Below are 16800 nucleotides of genomic sequence, written 5' to 3' on the forward strand. Positions count from 1 at the left end.
GCACGCGACTCCCGTCCCGGCCGTCGGGCCCCCGATGCGCGCTAGCATGGCCGTCCACCCCCCGTGCCGGCCCGAACCCGGCGTTCGTGCGTGTCCCGGCAGCGGGGGTCCCAGCGAGGAACCCGCATGAGCCCTGTCATGGACGAGAACGAACTGCGCGAGCGCACCCGCGCCCTGCTCGAGGTGGTGCACCCCGAGCGCGACGACATCGTGACGTTTCGTCGCGCCCAATACGAGCACGGCCTGGCCTGGGTCCACTTTCCCGAGGGCTATGGTGGTTTCGGGCTCTCGCCGAAGATGAACTACGTGGTGCGCGACGAGGTGCTGAAGCACTCGAAGACGTACTACGCGGATCCCTTCGCCAGTGTCATCGCGATCGGCATGGGCGCGCCCGTGCTGCTCACCTACGGCGACGAAGCGACGAAGCGCGAGCTCTTGCCGCGGATCTTCAGCGGCGAGGACATCTGGTGTCAGATGTTCAGCGAGCCCTCGGCCGGTTCGGACGTCGCGGGGCTCTCGACGCGCGCGGTCCGCGACGGGGACAGCTGGGTCGTGAATGGCCAGAAGGTATGGACGACGGTCGCGCACCTTGCGAAGTGGGGCATGCTGCTCGCGCGTACGGATCCGGACAAGCCGAAGCACGACGGGCTCTCCTACTTCCTGCTCGACATGGAGAGCCCGGGCGTGGAGGTGCGTCCGCTCTATCAGATCACGGGTGAGGCCGAGTTCAACGAGGTGTTCTTCAACGACGTTCGGATTCCCCACGCCCGCATGCTCGGCCAGGAAGGGCAGGGCTGGCGGGTGGCGATCACGACCCTGATGAACGAACGCGTCGCGATCGGCGGCGGGGGGTCGAAGCAGAAGGGCGGCGGCGCGATCAGCCAGCTGCTCAAGGTGTGGCAGGACCGTGACGCCAGCACGATGTCGGCGAGCCAGGAGGCGCTGCTGCGCGACCGCGTGGCCCGCATCTACATCGAGCAGGAGCTGCTGCGGCTCACGACGAAGCGCGCGGCCGCAGCGCAGAAGGCGGGCAATCCGGGCCCGGAAGGATCGGTGGTGAAACTCTTCCAGGCCGACAGCGCGAAGCGTCTCTGGGAGACGGCGATCGACGTGCTCGGGAGCCGCGGGCTCTCGTTCGAGGCGGGCTACGAGCTGCGGCAGACCGTGGGCGGAGACTCGAGCCCGGAAGCGTTGGCGAAGTACCAGTTCCTGCGCTCGCGGGCCAACTCGATCGAGGGCGGCACCAGCGAGATCATGAAGAACATCCTCGGCGAGCGCGTGCTCGGGTTGCCCGGCGAACCGCGCGTCGACAAGGACGTCGCCTGGAAGGACGTGCCCCGCAGCTAGCCGCGGCGCCCTTCCCGGACCCGGCCGAGCCGCCTCGCTACGCAAGACAGGAAAGAAGAACCCTCCGCGCTCGCGCGATGCACGCAGCGCACTCAGGATGGACGATGCAGAGTTTCACCGAAGAACACGACGAGCTGCGCGCCACCGTGCGCCAGTTCCTGGCCGACCGCTCGGACGAGCAGGCGGTGCGCACCCAGATGGCCTCCGACACGGGCTTCGATCCCGACGTCTGGCAGCAACTGGCCGAACAGGTCGGGCTGACGGGCTTGATCATTCCCGAGGAGCACGGCGGCGCCGGGTTCGGCTACGTCGAGCTCTGCATCGTGGCCGAGGAGATGGGGCGCGCGCTCTTGTGTGCACCGTATCTCTCGAGCGCGGTGCTGGCGACGAACGCGTTGCTCCACGCCGCGACGCCGGCGGCCCAGAAGGAGATCCTGCCGGGCATCGCCGCGGGCAGGTTGCGCGCGAGCCTGGCCTACGCCGAATCGGGCTGGGAGGTCGACGGGGTTCGTATGGCGGCGCAGGAGAAGGACGGCGCCTGGGTCCTCGATGGAACCAAGCAACACGTGTTGGACGGCCAGAGTGCCGACGTGCTGCTGGTGGTCGCGCAGACTGCGGCGGGTCTGGAGCTGTTCCGCGTGGATGCCGACGCCTCCGGCGTCACCCGCACCGGTCTGTCCGGGCTCGACCTGACCCGGAAGCTCGCGCACGTCGAATTCGCGGCCGCCTCTGCGACGAAGCTCTCGGATGGAGACGCCCGCGAGGGAATCGAGCGCGCGTTGGCCCTCACCTGGATCGCGCTCTCGGCGGAGCAGGCCGGTGGCGCCCAGTGGTGCCTGGACACGGCGGTCGACTATGCGAAGTCGCGGCTGCAGTTCGGTCGACCGATCGGGACCTATCAGGCCATCAAGCACAAGTGCGCCGACATGCTGGTCGAGGTGGAGTTCGCGAAGACGGCCGCCTACGCGGCCTGCTGGGCTGCGGCCGACGTCGCGAGCGGCGACGCGAGCTGGGACGACGTCCTGGAAGCGGCGCACACCGCCAAGGCGTTCTGCTCGGAGACCTTCTTCCACGCGGCGGCCGAGAACATCCAGATCCACGGCGGGATGGGCTTCACCTGGGAGCACCCGGCGCACCTCTACTTCAAGCGCGCGAAGGCCAGCGATCTGCTGTTCGGGGACGCGGCCCACCACCGCGAGCGTCTGGCCGGGCGACTCGGGATCTAGTCCCCGTTGCCCCGAGGGGTGCCCGATCGGGGAACCGAGTCGTATAGTGGCAAGATGCCACTATACTGCGCTAGGCTCTCCCGGAGCATGGCCTACGTCTACGCACGCAAGACCGGCCGGGTGGAGATCCGCGAGGCGCGGGTCACGCCGCGCGGCCCGCGTTCCCGGACCCTGGTGAGCTTCCAGGGCCCGCTGACCGAGGCCCACCTCGAGCGCGCCGACGCCGCATCCGCCCAGGGCATCGATCGGGCGGCGTTGCGGCAGCGGGCGCTGGAGCTGGGTGTCCCGGTCGCGCCCGACGTCGTGGAGGCGCCGGCCCGGGATCTGCTCGCCGGCCTGCGCCGCGGAGCCCGCCTCGATTCGCACACGGCGACGCTGCTGCGCGAGGCGCTGGCTCCGCATGCGTCCGAGGCGCTGCCCGACGCGCTGTCCGACGTGGCCGAGTGGGTCGGCGCGAGCGACGCCGAACGCGGGCGCGCGCTGCGTGAGGTGCTGCGGCTCTACGACACCATCGTGCGTTCCCGGGAACCCGTGCCGACGCCCGACACCGCGCGCTTCCCCCACTTCGACCTGTTGCCGCTACCGAAAGCGTCTTAGCACGCCCAGGACCGATGCACCTCGACGAGAAAGTCGCTGCGATCCACCAGGCGCTCGCCGCGGCCGACGTGCCCCATGCCTTCGGCGGCGCGATTGCACTCGCCTACTACGCCACCCCGCGCGGCACCCAGGACGTCGACATCAACGTCTTCCTGCCGGTCCGCGACTTCGACCGCGTCCTCGCGGCCCTCGAACCGCTCGGTGTGACACCGCCCGACGCGACCCAGCGGCGCACCGTCGAGCGCGACGAGCAGGTGCGACTGTTCTGGCAACACACCCCGCTCGATCTGTTCTTCTCCTACAACGCCCTGCACGACGCCTGCCTCGAGCGACGTCGCCGGGTGGCCTTCGGTTCCGACCGGATCGAGATCCTCGCTGCGGAAGACCTGGCGATCTTCAAGGTGCTGTTTGCCCGCGACAAGGACTGGCGGGACCTCGCCGAGCTGCTCTTCGCCCAGGCCGATCGCTTCGACGTGACCTACGCCCGGGAGTGGCTGGCGCGCATCCTCGCCCCGGAAGACGAGCGCGGACGGCGCTTCGCGGACCTGCTCGTCGAGCGCGGGCTCGCCTGAGCCGTCCCCCGGTCGCCCGTCCGAACGCGGCGAGGTCTCCCACTCTCCCCGTCGGCCGGGAAGGGCCCAGCGAAGGACCCTCCGGGCCGTGGCCGTCCCTTGCTCGAGCCTATACCGATCGGTATATTCGCCTGTACCGATCGGTACAGGCGCGCCCGCCGGCGACCGATCCATCCGGGAGCGCCCTGTCTCCCGGCCCGAGAGGATCCTCCATGACCACCGCCACCCTGGCTCCCGGCTCGCGCCACGAAATCCGCATCCGCGCTCCGCGCATCGATTACGACGACGTGCCTGCGCACTGGCTGGCCGACAACGCGATCGCCACCCAGATCTTCAACGGCCTCAACCTGGTCTTCCCCGACGGCGAGCGCTTCTTCATCGACTCCGTGCGCGATCACCTCGATGACATCGAGGATCCGAAGCTCCGCGACCAGGTGCGCGGCTTCTTCGGTCAGGAAGGGCGTCACGCACACGAACACGAGCGCTACTTCGAGGCGATGGAGGCTCAGGGCTACGAGATCCGCCCCTTCCTGCGCCGCTTCGAACGCTTCACGAAGTGGACCACGCGCTGGTTGCCGCGGGGACTGCGCCTCGCCATGACCGCAGGCGCCGAGCACTACACCGCGACGCTGGGCGCGATGGCCTTCGAGAACCCCCTGCTGGATCGCGCGCACCCGGCCATGCGGCGTCTGGCGATCTGGCACGCCACCGAGGAAGTGGAGCACAAGGCCGTCGCCTTCGACGTGCTTCAGGCCACGCATCCGAGCTACGCCCTGCGCATTCTGGGATTCGTCCTGGCAACCCTCGAGGTTCTCGCTTGGAGCGGCGCAGGGACACGCATGCTGCTGCGCCAGGATCGCGATGCGGGCCGCGTCGATGCGCAGGGTCTGGCTGCGGCGCGCGAGGAACTCCAGGAGCTGCACAAGTGGCAGGCGCGCCGGCTCAAGGCCGCGATGCGCGCCTACCTGCGCCGCGACTTCCACCCGAACGACACCGACGAGCTCGCCCTGGCTCACGAGAAGCTCGTCGAGGTCGGACTCCAGGCCACGGCGTGACACCGGCCCAGCGCAAACGGGTAGCCGCGCGCGAGACGCCGGGGGGCCGCGAGCGTCTGCTCGAGGCGGCGACGGCGCTCTTCGCCGAGCGGGGCTACGCGGCGACGGGCATCGCCGAGCTGTGTCGCGAGGCCGGCGTGGCGAAGCCGGCCCTGTACTGGCACTTCGAGAGCAAGGAAGGCCTACTCGGTGCCGTCATCGAGCGCGTGGGTTCCCAGTGGATCGAGCGCTTGCAGAAGGTGGTCTATCTCGAAGGTCACCCGCTGCAGCGGATCCAGCGGCTCGTCACCGAATGGCGCACGATCCTGCTCGAGCAGCCCGAGCTGATGCGGCTGCCCTTGATCGCCCAGCTCGAGCAGGGCGACTCGGATCGCGCGCGGGCGGCGCTGCGCAAGATCTGGTCGCGGGGCGACGCGGCGCTGATCCAGGGCATCGAAGACACGCTCGGCGTCCAGATCCAGGGCGTCGATCTGCTCGCCCAGACCATCCTCGACCTGCTCCAGGGCGCGGCTTTGCGCCAGATGGCCGAGCCCGACCCGAAGCGTCTCGCACGGGTGTTCACCGACCTGCAGCGCACGATCGCGGTGCTCGTCGCCGACCGTCTGCCTCCCGAGGTGAAACTCGAGGATCTGCCCTAGCGCGTCTTCCCGGCTCCGCGGCGTCGCGCCTGGAAGCCCGCGGCCGCCAGGAGCCCGCCGACGAGAACGACATGGAGCAGCGGACCGCTACTGGGAACGGGGACCGCGGGTTCGGACAGGCCGGCGTCGAGGAGCGTGACGCTGTCGACCGGGCCCCCTTCGATCACCAGCACGCCGCCCAGTACGCTGGCCGTGACGCCCTGGGACGCGAGGGTCGGCTCGCTGCCGATCGCAGCGGCCAGGGCGCTGAGCACCGCCACCGCCGTCTGGCCCGGCGACGTCGTGACCATCACCGCGACCCCGGACACGCTGACTTCGACGCTGCCCCCCACGGCGACACCCTGGAGTTTCACCAGGTCCTGCCAACCGCAGCTGGCCGAACAGCCGTCGAAGCCGGTGGTGTTGCCGTCGTCGCAGGCTTCGGCGAAGTCGACCGTTGCGTTGCCGCAGCGCGCGGCGTCGAGGGGGATGCGGAAGAAGGCGCCTTTCTCCGGGCCGGCGACGTCGCTGCCGGGCGCCCCGACGAGCGCGTTCCAGGCGGGCGGCACCTCGCTCGGGTCGAAGGCGAGGGCGTTGGCGAAGCGATCGCCCGCCGCGACGGCCGAGGGCGGAACCCCGATGCCCGCGGCCGTCTCGACCTCGTCGTCGACGCGTCCGTCGGCGCCGAGCAGCAGCGACCAGAGACGACCGGAACCGTCTTCCGGGTTCCCGACGAGCAGGTCGGGCACGCCGTCGGCATCGAGGTCGCCCGCGCCGGCGAGGGCCGAACCGAACAGGCCCTGGTCGGGCAGGATGCCGAGGAAGTCGCCTTCGGTGTCGCTCAGCTTCTGATGTCCGAGCACGCTGCCGTCCACGTCGAGGAAGAGCAGCCAGACCGCCCCGCGCGCGAAGCCTCCGTCTCCGTCGCGCGGTGCCCCGACGGCGAGGTCGTCGTTCCCGTCGCCGTCGACGTCGCCGGGCGACGTGAGGGCACTGCCGAAGAGATCGAAGTTCTCGAGGGCGCCGCTGAAGCCACCCTGGGTGGCACTGATCTTCTGCTCGGAAGTGACGTTGCCGCTCGTATCGAAGAACAGGATCCAGGCGGCGCCGACGCCGAAGAGCCCGCCGTCGGCATCGCCGGGCACGCCCACGGCGAGCTCGGGAACGCCGTTGCCGTCGAGATCATCGATGCGCGCGAGGGCGCCGCCGAACGCGACCGCGTCGCCGAGCGTGCCGCCGAACCCCCCGACCGTGTCACTGATCTTGCGTTCGCCCACCACGGTTCCGTCGGCGGCGAGCGACACGATCCACACGGCTCCGCGGTCGGTGCCGCCGTCGTCGTCGCCGGGAGCGCCGATCGCGAGTTCCATGAAGCCGTCACCCTCGAGGTCCCCCAACCAGGCGAGCGCGCTGCCGAAGCGATCGTCGGCCTCCAGCGCGCCCGAGAAGCCGCCCAGGCCGGATCCCACCCGCAGCGCGTTGTCGGTGGAACCCAGCGCATCGAGCTCGAGGATCCAGACCTCGCCCGGAAGCGCGCCGCCGGGCTGCGGGGCACCGCTGGCCAGACTGCGCAGGCCGTCGCCATCGAGGTCCCCCAGCACCGCCAGGGCCGAGCCGAACGCGTCTCCGGGGAAGAGCGGTCCCGCGAAGCCGGATTCGCTCTCGGTGGTGCGCGCCGCGCCGCGCGGTTCGCCCGCGCGTCGTTCCTCGGTCGGGTCGGTCGGAGTGCCGCAGCCCGGGTCGGCGGGGAAGTCGATCGGTCCGTCGGCGTCGTTGTCGACGGCGTCGTCACAGAGCAGGCTCGCGGACTGTTCCGAGGTGTCGAGGGCGTCGTCGCATCCCGCGTCGAGCCCGTCCACCCCGCCGTCGCCGTCGTTGTCGAGGCCGTCGTCGCAGATCCGCGACGGGTCGGTCTCGGTGGTGTCGAAGACCGAGCTGCAACCGCCGTCGAAGAGGTCGACGGCCCCGTCGCCGTCGTTGTCGACGAAGTCGTCGCAGGGGAGGGCGGCGTCGTTCTCGGTCAGATCGGACGCGTCGCTGCAGCCGGGATCCGCCGTGTCGGTGAATCCATCCCCATCGTTGTCGAGCCCGTCGCTGCAGCCCGCGGTCAAGACGGCGATCCAGCCTTCGGGGTCGCCCTGGGGATTGATGCCGTTGCCGACGATCACCTGGCCGTCGCTCGAGACGGCGACCGCTTCCTGGAGCGTCCAGCCGTCGGCGGCGGCGATGTGATAGACGTCGCGCAGCACGTCGGCGATGGCTTCGGTGCCGTCGGCGGCGTTCCAGCGCGCCGCGCGCGCGAGCGTGCCCGACCCGCTGCGTCCCACGACGAGGCTGCCGTCGCCCGATGCGCCCTGGGCACTCTGGAGATTCGGGAGCAGGGTCACGCTGCTGCCCACCATGCGGAAGGCCTGGAGACCCGTGACCGGATCGTCCTCGTCGCCCACGATCACCGTGCCGTCACCCGAGAGGCCGCGCGCCACGAGGGTCTGGAAGCCCGGGGCCAGGCTGCGCAGGGCGGTGAGGGTTCCCGCCTCCCAGCGGAACCCCTCGTTGCCCGCGCTGCCACCGCCGTCGGATTCGCCGACGACGATCGCGCCGTCGGCGGACACCGCGTTCGCCGCACTCAGGAACGTGCCGCCGGGCAGATCGCCGAGGCCCGACAGCGACGTGCCCACCCAGCGCGCCGCTTCGAGCTCGAGGTTCGAGAGCGGTCCGACGCCGCGGATGCCGACCGCGGTCTGTCCATCTGCGGACACGTCGAGCGCGCTCGCGAGGGGGGCCGCGCCGAGGTCGGTGAAGGCGCCGCCCTGCCAGCGGAAGCCGTGGACCTCGAGGCTCGACACGCTGCCTTCGCCGACCACGATGCTGCCATCGGCCGAGACGCCGTAGGCCACGCTGGCGAACGGGCTGCCGGGGAGGTCGCCGAGACCGGTCAGCGTGCCGGCCTGCCAGCGGAAGGCCTCGTCGCCGGAGCTCGACGCGCTGCGGCCGACGACCGTGGTTCCGTCGTCGGAGACGTCGAGCGCTTCGGAGAAGAAGCCGCCGCCCGAGAGGTCGCCGACGCCCTCGAAGCTGGCGGCGGTCGCCGTCGACGCCAGCGCGACGCCGGCCCACACCAGCGCGGCGCTGCACGCGCGACGACACCGGTCGTATACTGAACCCCCCTGCCTCGGAAGGCTCCCGTGTCTGCTCCTGATGCCACCGCCGAGAAGACGAACGCCCGCGATCGCCAGAAGGCGGCGACCTGGGAACGCATCCTGGGCGCTGCGCGCAGCGTGTTCTTCGAGTGGGGCTTCGCCGACGCCAGCCTCGACGAAGTCGCGAAGCGTGCGGGCGTCGCGAAGGGCACCCTCTACCGGCATGTCGAGAGCAAGACCCACCTCTTCGTCGAGGTGTTGATCCGCGACAGCGAGGTCTTCATCGAGGAGATGGCGCGCGTGGTCTCCCAGACCTTGCCGCCGACCGAGAAGGTGCTGGCGATCGCGCGCTTCTACGTCGACTTCTTCCACGAGAACCCCGATCGCGCCCAGATCCTCTGGGCCGTCGACAACCAGGACTGGATCGGCGAGATCCAGCCCGACGTCGTCCAGCGCGTCACCCAGCTCTTCGAGTCCCAGCTGCGGGTCTTCTCGGACGTGATCCAGCAGGGCATCGAGAGCGGTGAATTCGCCGACTGCGATCCCTGGGTCGTGGCCTACGCGATCTGGGGCCTCGGCGACTGCTACCTCAACCAGGCGCGCAGCCGACCGCGTCAGGTGCTCTTCGGGAAGCCGATCCAGGTGCTCTACGACGACGGTCTGCGGCTGATCCTCAGCGGCCTCCTGCGCCGCGAGCCGGCCTAGACGCGGCGAACGCCTCACGGCGGGTCTCCCGCTTCGGCCGACACCTCTCGCGGTCGCAGCACGATGCCGGGTTCTCGGCCGAGGCGTTCCGCCATGGCTTTCGCATAGGCCTGGAAGAGCGGTTGGGTCTGCTCGGTATCGAATACGAACTGGGGATCGCGCCAGTCGCCGTGAATGTGCTCCACCACCAGTGTGCGGTCCTCGCCCGGACCCCCGAGTCCGGCGTCTAGCTCCTCGCGCACCACGAGGTCGCCCGCCAGATCGAGGGCGCCGTCGGGGAGCGCGATCGTTCCCGCGAGGTAGAGACTCGCGTAGGGGTGTTCGAAGGAGACGGCGTCGAGGGCCAGCCGCGTGGGTTCGAGCCGGAAGCGTCCGGTGAGGTGATCGAAGCGCTCGCCCTCGTCGCCGTGGGCCGTGCGCGTGTCGATCGCTTCGTCGGGCCAGGGAAAGGCGGCGTCGGGAACGCGCCCGTCGCGCAGATCGAAGTGGCCCGCGCCCGACGGTCGCTCTTCGAGTCGGCCCGCGAGAGCGAGCTCGAGATCCAGGAAACCTTCGAGGCCGGGCCGACCCTGGAGCGCGGTCAGCAAGCGACCGATGTCGAGCGACCGGGTCTCGACCTGCAGCGCGTAGTCGCCGTTCCGCGTGTCGCCGTGTCCCGACACGCGAGCCACGCCCCCCGCGAACTCCGCCTCGACGCCGTCCGTGGTGAGCCGGCCCGAGGCGAATGCGAGCACGCCGTTCCAGGTGGCGGTCAGCGGCTGGGCCTCGGGTGCCGGCGTGGGCGTCGAGACCCGGGCCGCTTCGAGGTGGACCTGGAAGGGATCGCTGGCCGCGGCGCGCGTGAGACGGACCCGCCCGTCCCGCGGTGCCCCGGGACCGCGCCACCAGGCCCGGAGGGCGGTGAGTTCGAGTGCCACGGAGACGTCGGAGAGCTCCGCCCCCGCCTCCGCCCAGCGCACGCGGAGATCCCCCGCGAGAGGATCGCTCGCGACGGCGAGGGTCGCCGCGGGATCCTCGCTCTCCGAGGTAGGTGCCACGTGGATGCGCAGCGCTTCGCCGGCGGGTTTCGTGAGCCAGTCGCCGAGTGCGAGTCGCGCGGAGCCGAGATCGAGGGAGCCGCCGCCCGCGCGTCCCAGTGCAAGGGTGGCATCGCCGTCGAGTGATCCCGAAGTGCCTGCGAGGTGGACGCCGGTGAAACGCACCTCGCCTCCGCGCGCGCGCCAGGTGTCGCCGTCGCCTTCGAGTTCGATCGCGCCGGTCGCTTCTCCGCCGAGGCCGAGTCCGTCTCGCAGCGGCTCGCTGAGCCAGGAACGCCAGGCGTCCAGGCGGACGTCGGCGAAGTCGACCGCTGCCTGCCAATGCGTGGCTTCCCGGAAGAGCCCCCCCTGGGTCCACTCGAAGGCGCGCACGCTCCCCCGACCCGGGAGCGCCGCCGACGCGCGGACGCCGACGGACAGATCCCAGCCGAGACCGACGCGCGCTTCGAGCTGCTCGACCTGCCAGGCTCCGGCGCGCACGCGTCCTTCCCGGAGTCGCGCCGCCGTGATGACCCAGCCGGGAGCCCCCGCAGCCGCCGACACCGAGCCTGCGTCCTCGCCGAGGTCAGGTGTCGGAAAGGTGGGCCGATCGTTTGCGTCGGTGGCGAGGACGAGCGTGAACCCGTCGACGTCGACGGCATCCACCGAGGCCTCGCCGCGCAAGAGTGAGAGGAGCGAGAACCCGAGGCCCACGCGGTCGGCGTCCAGACGGGAGCCGCCGGCCTCGGCGTGGACGCCCGTGAGGACCACGCCCGGCGGCCAGAGGCGGCGCTCCGCGGCTTCGAAGTCGAGATCCAACTTCGCTTCGGCGCGCACGAACGCGCCGAACGCGTGGCCGATGCGCTCGGGCTCGGTGGCCCAGGCCACCATCGCCACGCGTCCGCACAGGACGAGCGCGAGGGCCAGCGCGAGGCCGGCGACGAGTCGGAGGAGCGAGGGACGCTTCACGAGGAACCCACGACGGCAAAGCCCGCGGGCGAAGCGCCTCTAGGGCAGGAAGCCATCCAAGAAGGTCTCACATTCGGAGACCAGGGGTCCGTCCGGAATCGCCTCGGCGGTCGAGAGCGGCAACTCACCGGTAATGGTGAGGCCGTCGAGCAGCGGATTCTCGGACTCGAAGACGAAATCCAGCTCTTGCACCAACGAGAGCGGCAGATCGCCTCCGCCGATCACGCCCAGGAGATCGAGCAACGTGATCGGCGCCGTGACGTCGATCGCGACGGGGAAGGGGATTGGCTCGCCGCCGAACAGCGAGAGCACGATCGGGTCGACGGGCACGATCAGGGCGTTCGCGGTGGTCTGGATGCCGAGTTGCCGGCTGGCGAGGGACACGGACACGCTTCCCCCGCCCGGATCCGCCGGGTCGGCGTACTGGCACAGCGTCGACTGCAGCGGGAACGGCGGGATCACCGGAAACCCGGAGCCCGCGATCAGGATCTCGGTGACGTCGATGGTGCCGTTCAGGGGCAGGCCGAACAGGATGCGCAGGAACGAGATGTCGATGTCGAGCTGGCTCTTCAGCCCGCCGGACAGGTTGCTCGTTTGCGGTTCGAGATTCGGGATCGTCACTTCGATCGACGCGCCTTCCTCGACGGCGAGGACGACCTCCTGCTGGATGCTGCAGGCCACCGCACCGAAGGCGAAGGCCACGAGCAGACCGAGGTGGAACAGGCGGAGCAGCTGCGACGACATAGGGTCCTCCCGTGAACTGGCTTCGACCCTATCACCGGGTTCGCACCCCGGAGAAGCGCTTTCGGGCGACTGGGAGTCGCCGACGCGCAGCGTGTGCGGCTGCGCAGGCGTTGCTGCCGACTTGCCGGTCGCGTCCCTCGAGGAAGGGCTACCTTGCACCGCGCCGCGCGCACCCGACGGGGAACCTCGATGAACGAAGCGATGACCGAAGGAACGTTCCGATACCTGACGGCCGACACCGCTTCCTCGCTGATGCGAAACGGGCGTGTGTGCACCCGCCGCGACCTCGACGGCAGCGACTCGGAGACCGTCGGCGTCGAGCTCGACGTCGTCGCCCACCCGATCCGGAACGGGCGCGAGGGCGACACCCCTACCTTGGAAGCCCAGGGCTTCGCGCTGGTGCCCGACGCTCCCTTGCGCGACACCCCCGACTTCATGGACCACGAGGCGGTGGTGCGCCGCTACTACCCGGACTGTGAAGCCCGCGTGGCCGAAGCGAGCGGCGCCACCCACGTCTTCGCGTTCGACCACAACGTGCGCTCGGCGAGCGGCAAACGCGATCGCACGCGCATCGCAGGCGGGCAGGAGGTCCAGGCGCCCGCCCACGTCGTCCACGGCGACTACACGCTGACGAGCGCGCCCGCCCGGCTGCGCGATCTCACCCGTCCGCCCGGTCGGAACGACACGCTGCGGGCCTTCTTGCCCGAGGGAGCGGCGCTCGTCGACCAGGACCTCGCGGAGCAGGCGCTCGCCCCGGGTGGCCGCTTCGCGCTGATCAACGTGTGGCGCAACATCGTGGCGGAGCCGGTCGTCACCGACCCGCTTGCCCTGTGTGACGCCCAGACCGTCGAACCCAGCGACCTCGTGGTCTTCGAGATCCACTACGCCGACCGTGTCGGTGAGAACTACTTCGCGAAGTCGGCTCAACGACACCGCTGGGTGTCGTTTCCCGAGCTCACCCGTGACGAGGGCCTGCTGATCAAGCAGTGGGATGCCGCCGGGCCCCTCGCGCGCAGTGAGGGGGCTCGGGGCGACGCGTCCGAAGCCGCCCTTTCCACCTTCAGCTTCCACAGCGCCTATCGCGAGCCCGACCTGCCCGACGACGCGCCGGACCGCTGGAGCATCGAAGTCCGCTGCGTCGCGCTCTGGTCCTGAGTCGTCCGGGCTAGGCCGGGGCGGTCTTCCCGAGGGCGGCCTTGCGCTTCGCCTCGAGCTTCTTCTGGTAGCCGGACTGGATGACGTCGACGATCACCAGGACCACCACCGAGAAGTAGAAGGTGCTCTTTGCCATCGGCTCGACCTGGTAGCCGAAGAGCTTCAGGTGCGCGACGTGGCCGCCTTCGCCCAGCAGCACGATGCCGACGATCAACAGGATGAAGAGCCCGAGAACCTCGTACTTGCGGTTCCTCTCGATGAACGCGGAGACCTCGTCGGCGAGCAGCAGCATCGCGACCCCGGATGCGAAGATCGCCGTCGCCAGCACGGCGAAGACCTTCGTGATCGCCAGCGCCGAGAGGATCGAGTCGAAGGAGAAGATCAGGTTCATCAGCACGATCAGCGCGACGACCTGCACCGCCGATTTGGAGCTGCCGCCCGACTCGTGCTGCAGATCCTCGACCGAGAGCAGGTGCATGATCTCCTTCGACGCCGTCCACATCAGGAACGCGCCGCCGAGCAGGAAGACGACCGTGGCGAAGTTGAAGGAGCCCTCGATGACGCCGGTCCAGTGGATTTCCCAGAAGGGCGCTTCGAAGGTCGAGAGCAGGCGCATCACCAGGAACAGCAGCACCACGCGGAGCGCCAGCGCGATGATGATTCCCCAGCGCCGCACAGCGGCCCGGGATTCCTCGGGGGCGCGCTGGGACTCGATCGAGATGTAGAGCAGGTTGTCGAAGCCGAGTACCAGCTGGAGAAACAGCAGGATGCCCAGGTTGGCGAAGTTCTCGATCGTGAACAGGTCCAAGACGCACGTCCTCCGGTGTGGGCGTGATCTTAGGCCAATCAGGGGCGCTTCCGAGCGCCTCGCCGACGCCGGAGCGGGGTTCGCGCGGCGTTTGCCCTACGCCGCGTCGAAGATCGAGGGGCGCTTCTCGATGGGAACCGCTTCTGGGTAGACCGCCGAGATCGCGAAGATGTGCTCCGGGTCCTCGAGGCGCTCGAGGTCGAAGCGCAGGTCGAGACCGCGCGCCTCGAAGTCGGCGTCGAAGACGCTTGCCACGTCCTCGAAGGAGAGCGGGTGCTGGAGGGCAACGCGCTCGTGCTCGGCGTCGCGGTAGATGTCGGCCTTCCAGAGCACGCTGACACGATAGGCGGCGAGCGGTGCTTCGAACTGGACCTCGCCCCGGTCGCGCACTGCCCAGCGGTCCCCGCCGGCCGGCGTCAACTCGGCGCGCGGGGTCACGAGGGGCGTACCGCGATCGAAGGGCCCGACCGGACCGACCTGGTGGAACATGCCGTGGTTGTCGCCGATCAGCGCGGTGTTCGCCATCTGGCCGATGTGTTCGGCCGGCGGCTTCTCGGGCCCGTCGGGCCAGTAGAGGAGGCCGCCTCCCTCCACGTCGTTCATCCACCAGATCGAGGTTGCCTGCACGATCGCCTGTTCGTCGAAGAGCCCGGACCAGAGCATCGTGCGCAAGAGCCACATCGGCGTGTTGCTGCGGTCGCGTCCCTGGAAGCGCGGATTGTCCGTGTGGGCGGGACCGCTGCGTTCCATCGCCACCATCAGGTTCACGTAGAGGCTGTGCGGGCGCACGACTTCGGCGCCGTAGAAGTCGCGCGCGGCCTGGTGCACGCGTGGATGATCGAGGAAGAGCTCGCTGCCGGGGACCTGGAGATCCGCGTGCACCCAATCGTTCTGGAACCACATCGGGCTGGTGGGGACGTCGGGGTCGAGGTCGGGCCGATACCAGCCGCCGAGCGGCGTATAGGGCGCGTTCTGTTCGAGCAGCGCGACGACGTCGCCCGGATCTTCGATGACGTCCCGCAACAGCAGGGGCGGATCGCTGTAGTGGATCATGGCGCCCAGTGTACCCGTCCCGGCGCGTCTCCAGGGGGCCGCTCGATGGCCGACGCGGGGCGCCATGAGCTCGGATTCGCTCGGCTTTTCGCGCGCAGGCCGCCCGTGCTAGGAATGGGAGACGCCACTGGGAGTCCCCGATGCCTGCCCCGCCCCAGCCGGGCTCCGCGCCCTACGACGTCCTCGTGATCGGCGCTGGCTTCTCCGGGCTCTACGCCCTGAAGAAGCTGCGCGACGACCTGGGCATGCGGGTGCGCGTCTTCGAGAGTGGCGCCGGCGTCGGCGGAACCTGGTATTGGAACCGCTACCCCGGGGCGCGCTGCGACTCGGAGAGCTTCTACTACTGCTTCTCGTTCTCCGACGAACTCGCCCAGGAGTGGGAGTGGTCTGGGAAGTATCCCGAACAGCCCGAGATCGAGCGCTACCTCAACCACGTGGCCGACCGCTTCGATCTGCGGCGCGACATCCAGCTCGAGACGCGTGTGGCGGCGGCGCGCTTCGACGAAGCCGCGAATCGCTGGGAGCTCGAGACCGAGGGCGGCGAGCGCTTCACGGCCCAGTTCGTGATCAGCGCGGTCGGCTGTCTGTCGGCCGCGAACCTTCCCGACATCCCGGGGCTCGAAGCTTTCGGCGGTGAGTCGTTCCACACGGCGCGCTGGCCGAAGGGCGGCGTCGACTTCAGCGGCAAGCGGGTCGGGCTGATCGGCACCGGTTCGACGGGGATCCAGGCGACCCCGGTGATCGCGCGCGCGGCGCGCCACCTCACCGTCTTCCAGCGCACCCCGAACTTCACGGTGCCGGCCCGGCATGCCCCCTTCGCTCCCGAGGATCAACGGCGCATCAAGGAGAACTACGCCGAGATCTTTGCGTTGGCGCGCAGCACCTCGGGTGGCTTCCCATACCTGCCGATCGAACGCGAAGCCACGTCGGTGAGCCCCGAGGAGCGCGAGGCGGTCTTCGAGGAGCTCTGGGAGGAAGGCGGGTTCAAGTTCCTGTGGGGTGGCTTCAATGACATCCTGTCGGACCCGGTCGCCAACGAGTACGCCTCCGAGTTCATCCGCAGCAAGATCCGCGCGATGGTGGACGACCCGGAGACCGCCGAGAAACTCTGTCCCTACGGCTATCGCTACGGCGCGAAACGACCCCCGATCGACACGGACTACTACGAGAGCTTCAACCGCGACAACGTCCGCCTGGTCGACCTGCGCAGCGACGGGATCGAACGCATCACGGCGCAGGGGGTTCGGCTCGCGAGCGGGCCGGTCGACCTCGACGTCCTCGTCTTCGCGACGGGCTTCGACGCCATGACCGGTTCGCTGCTCAAGATCGACATCGAAGGCTTGGGAGGGCTGCGGCTGCAGGACGCCTGGAGGGAGGGGCCCCAGACGCTCCTCGGCCTCCAGATCGCCGGGTTTCCCAACCTGTTCACCGTGACCGGCCCCGGGAGTCCTTCGGTCCTGATGAACATGCCCGTCGCCATCGAGCACCACGTGGAATGGATCGCGGATTGCCTGCAACACATGCGCGACCGCGGAGTTGCGCGGGTCGAGGCCAGCCAGGCGGCCCAGGCGGAATGGGGGGCGCACGTGCTCGAAGTCGCCGAGGACTCCTTCGTCGGCCAGGGCACCTCCTGGTACACGGGCGCCAACATTCCCGGCAAGGCTCGCGTGGTGTTGCCCTACACCGCCGGGCAGGTCCAGTACGCCGAGGAGTGCGACGCGATCGTGGCCGACGGCTACCGCGGGTTCGTCTTCGGCGGCTAGTCGCGGCCGGCGAACCCGCATTTCCGGCGCGCT

14 protein-coding genes are annotated in these 16800 nt (G+C 69.9%); 9 read left to right on the plus strand and 5 right to left on the minus strand.

What is annotated here, in order from left to right:
• The first annotated feature begins 126 nt into the window (after window positions 1–126).
• From AAF430_11450 to AAF430_11475, 6 genes are all read left to right on the plus strand, one after another.
• Window positions 127–1347, plus strand: a complete 1221-nt coding sequence (locus AAF430_11450; GenBank protein ID MEM7410841.1) for an acyl-CoA dehydrogenase family protein — start codon at window positions 127–129, stop codon at window positions 1345–1347.
• Window positions 1348–1451: 104 nt separating this feature from the next.
• Entirely contained in the window at window positions 1452–2573 is a 1122-nt protein-coding gene (locus AAF430_11455) for an acyl-CoA dehydrogenase family protein (GenBank protein MEM7410842.1), read from the plus strand.
• Between the two features lie 87 nt (window positions 2574–2660).
• Window positions 2661–3170 (plus strand): hypothetical protein, encoded by a 510-nt coding sequence (locus tag AAF430_11460; GenBank protein MEM7410843.1) that lies wholly within the window; start codon window positions 2661–2663, stop codon window positions 3168–3170.
• 14 nt (window positions 3171–3184) lie between these two features.
• Window positions 3185–3742, plus strand: a complete 558-nt coding sequence (locus AAF430_11465) for a hypothetical protein (GenBank protein ID MEM7410844.1) — start codon at window positions 3185–3187, stop codon at window positions 3740–3742.
• A 212-nt stretch (window positions 3743–3954) separates the two neighbouring features.
• Complete coding sequence (locus AAF430_11470) at window positions 3955–4797, plus strand: metal-dependent hydrolase (protein MEM7410845.1); 843 nt, start codon at window positions 3955–3957, stop codon at window positions 4795–4797.
• Window positions 4794–5435 (plus strand): helix-turn-helix domain-containing protein, encoded by a 642-nt coding sequence (locus tag AAF430_11475; GenBank protein MEM7410846.1) that lies wholly within the window; start codon window positions 4794–4796, stop codon window positions 5433–5435. Before AAF430_11470 ends, AAF430_11475 begins: the two co-directional genes overlap by 4 nt.
• On the opposite strand, the gene AAF430_11480 is transcribed toward AAF430_11475, so the two are convergent.
• Window positions 5432–8533, minus strand: coding sequence for a hypothetical protein (locus AAF430_11480; GenBank protein MEM7410847.1), 3102 nt, complete (start codon window positions 8531–8533; stop codon window positions 5432–5434). The genes AAF430_11475 and AAF430_11480 overlap by 4 nt on opposite strands.
• 66 nt (window positions 8534–8599) lie before the next feature.
• On the opposite strand from AAF430_11480, the gene AAF430_11485 reads away from it, so the two are divergent.
• The gene (locus AAF430_11485) at window positions 8600–9259 is read left to right on the plus strand and encodes a TetR/AcrR family transcriptional regulator (protein ID MEM7410848.1); all 660 of its coding nucleotides are present in this window, start codon (window positions 8600–8602) and stop codon (window positions 9257–9259) included.
• Between the two features lie 14 nt (window positions 9260–9273).
• Here the strand turns inward: AAF430_11485 and AAF430_11490 are convergent, their stop codons facing one another.
• Complete coding sequence (locus tag AAF430_11490) at window positions 9274–11244, minus strand: AsmA-like C-terminal region-containing protein (GenBank protein ID MEM7410849.1); 1971 nt, start codon at window positions 11242–11244, stop codon at window positions 9274–9276.
• Window positions 11245–11283: 39 nt separating this feature from the next.
• Window positions 11284–11988 carry a hypothetical protein gene (locus tag AAF430_11495; protein ID MEM7410850.1) on the minus strand — a complete coding sequence of 235 codons (705 nt, stop codon included), beginning with the start codon at window positions 11986–11988 and terminating at the stop codon, window positions 11284–11286.
• 201 nt (window positions 11989–12189) lie between these two features.
• On the opposite strand from AAF430_11495, the gene AAF430_11500 reads away from it, so the two are divergent.
• Window positions 12190–13143 carry a CmcJ/NvfI family oxidoreductase gene (locus AAF430_11500; GenBank protein ID MEM7410851.1) on the plus strand — a complete coding sequence of 318 codons (954 nt, stop codon included), beginning with the start codon at window positions 12190–12192 and terminating at the stop codon, window positions 13141–13143.
• Between the two features lie 10 nt (window positions 13144–13153).
• On the opposite strand, the gene AAF430_11505 is transcribed toward AAF430_11500, so the two are convergent.
• Both AAF430_11505 and AAF430_11510 read right to left on the minus strand, forming a co-directional pair.
• Window positions 13154–13951, minus strand: a complete 798-nt coding sequence (locus AAF430_11505) for a tellurium resistance protein TerC (protein MEM7410852.1) — start codon at window positions 13949–13951, stop codon at window positions 13154–13156.
• Between the two features lie 96 nt (window positions 13952–14047).
• Window positions 14048–15004, minus strand: a complete 957-nt coding sequence (locus tag AAF430_11510; protein ID MEM7410853.1) for a hypothetical protein — start codon at window positions 15002–15004, stop codon at window positions 14048–14050.
• 140 nt (window positions 15005–15144) lie between these two features.
• On the opposite strand from AAF430_11510, the gene AAF430_11515 reads away from it, so the two are divergent.
• The gene (locus AAF430_11515; GenBank protein MEM7410854.1) at window positions 15145–16767 is read left to right on the plus strand and encodes an NAD(P)/FAD-dependent oxidoreductase; all 1623 of its coding nucleotides are present in this window, start codon (window positions 15145–15147) and stop codon (window positions 16765–16767) included.
• The last annotated feature ends 33 nt before the right edge of the window (window positions 16768–16800 follow it).

This window comes from Myxococcota bacterium (assembly GCA_039030075.1).
Taxonomy (GTDB): Bacteria; Myxococcota_A; UBA9160; order UBA9160; family SMWR01; genus JAHEJV01.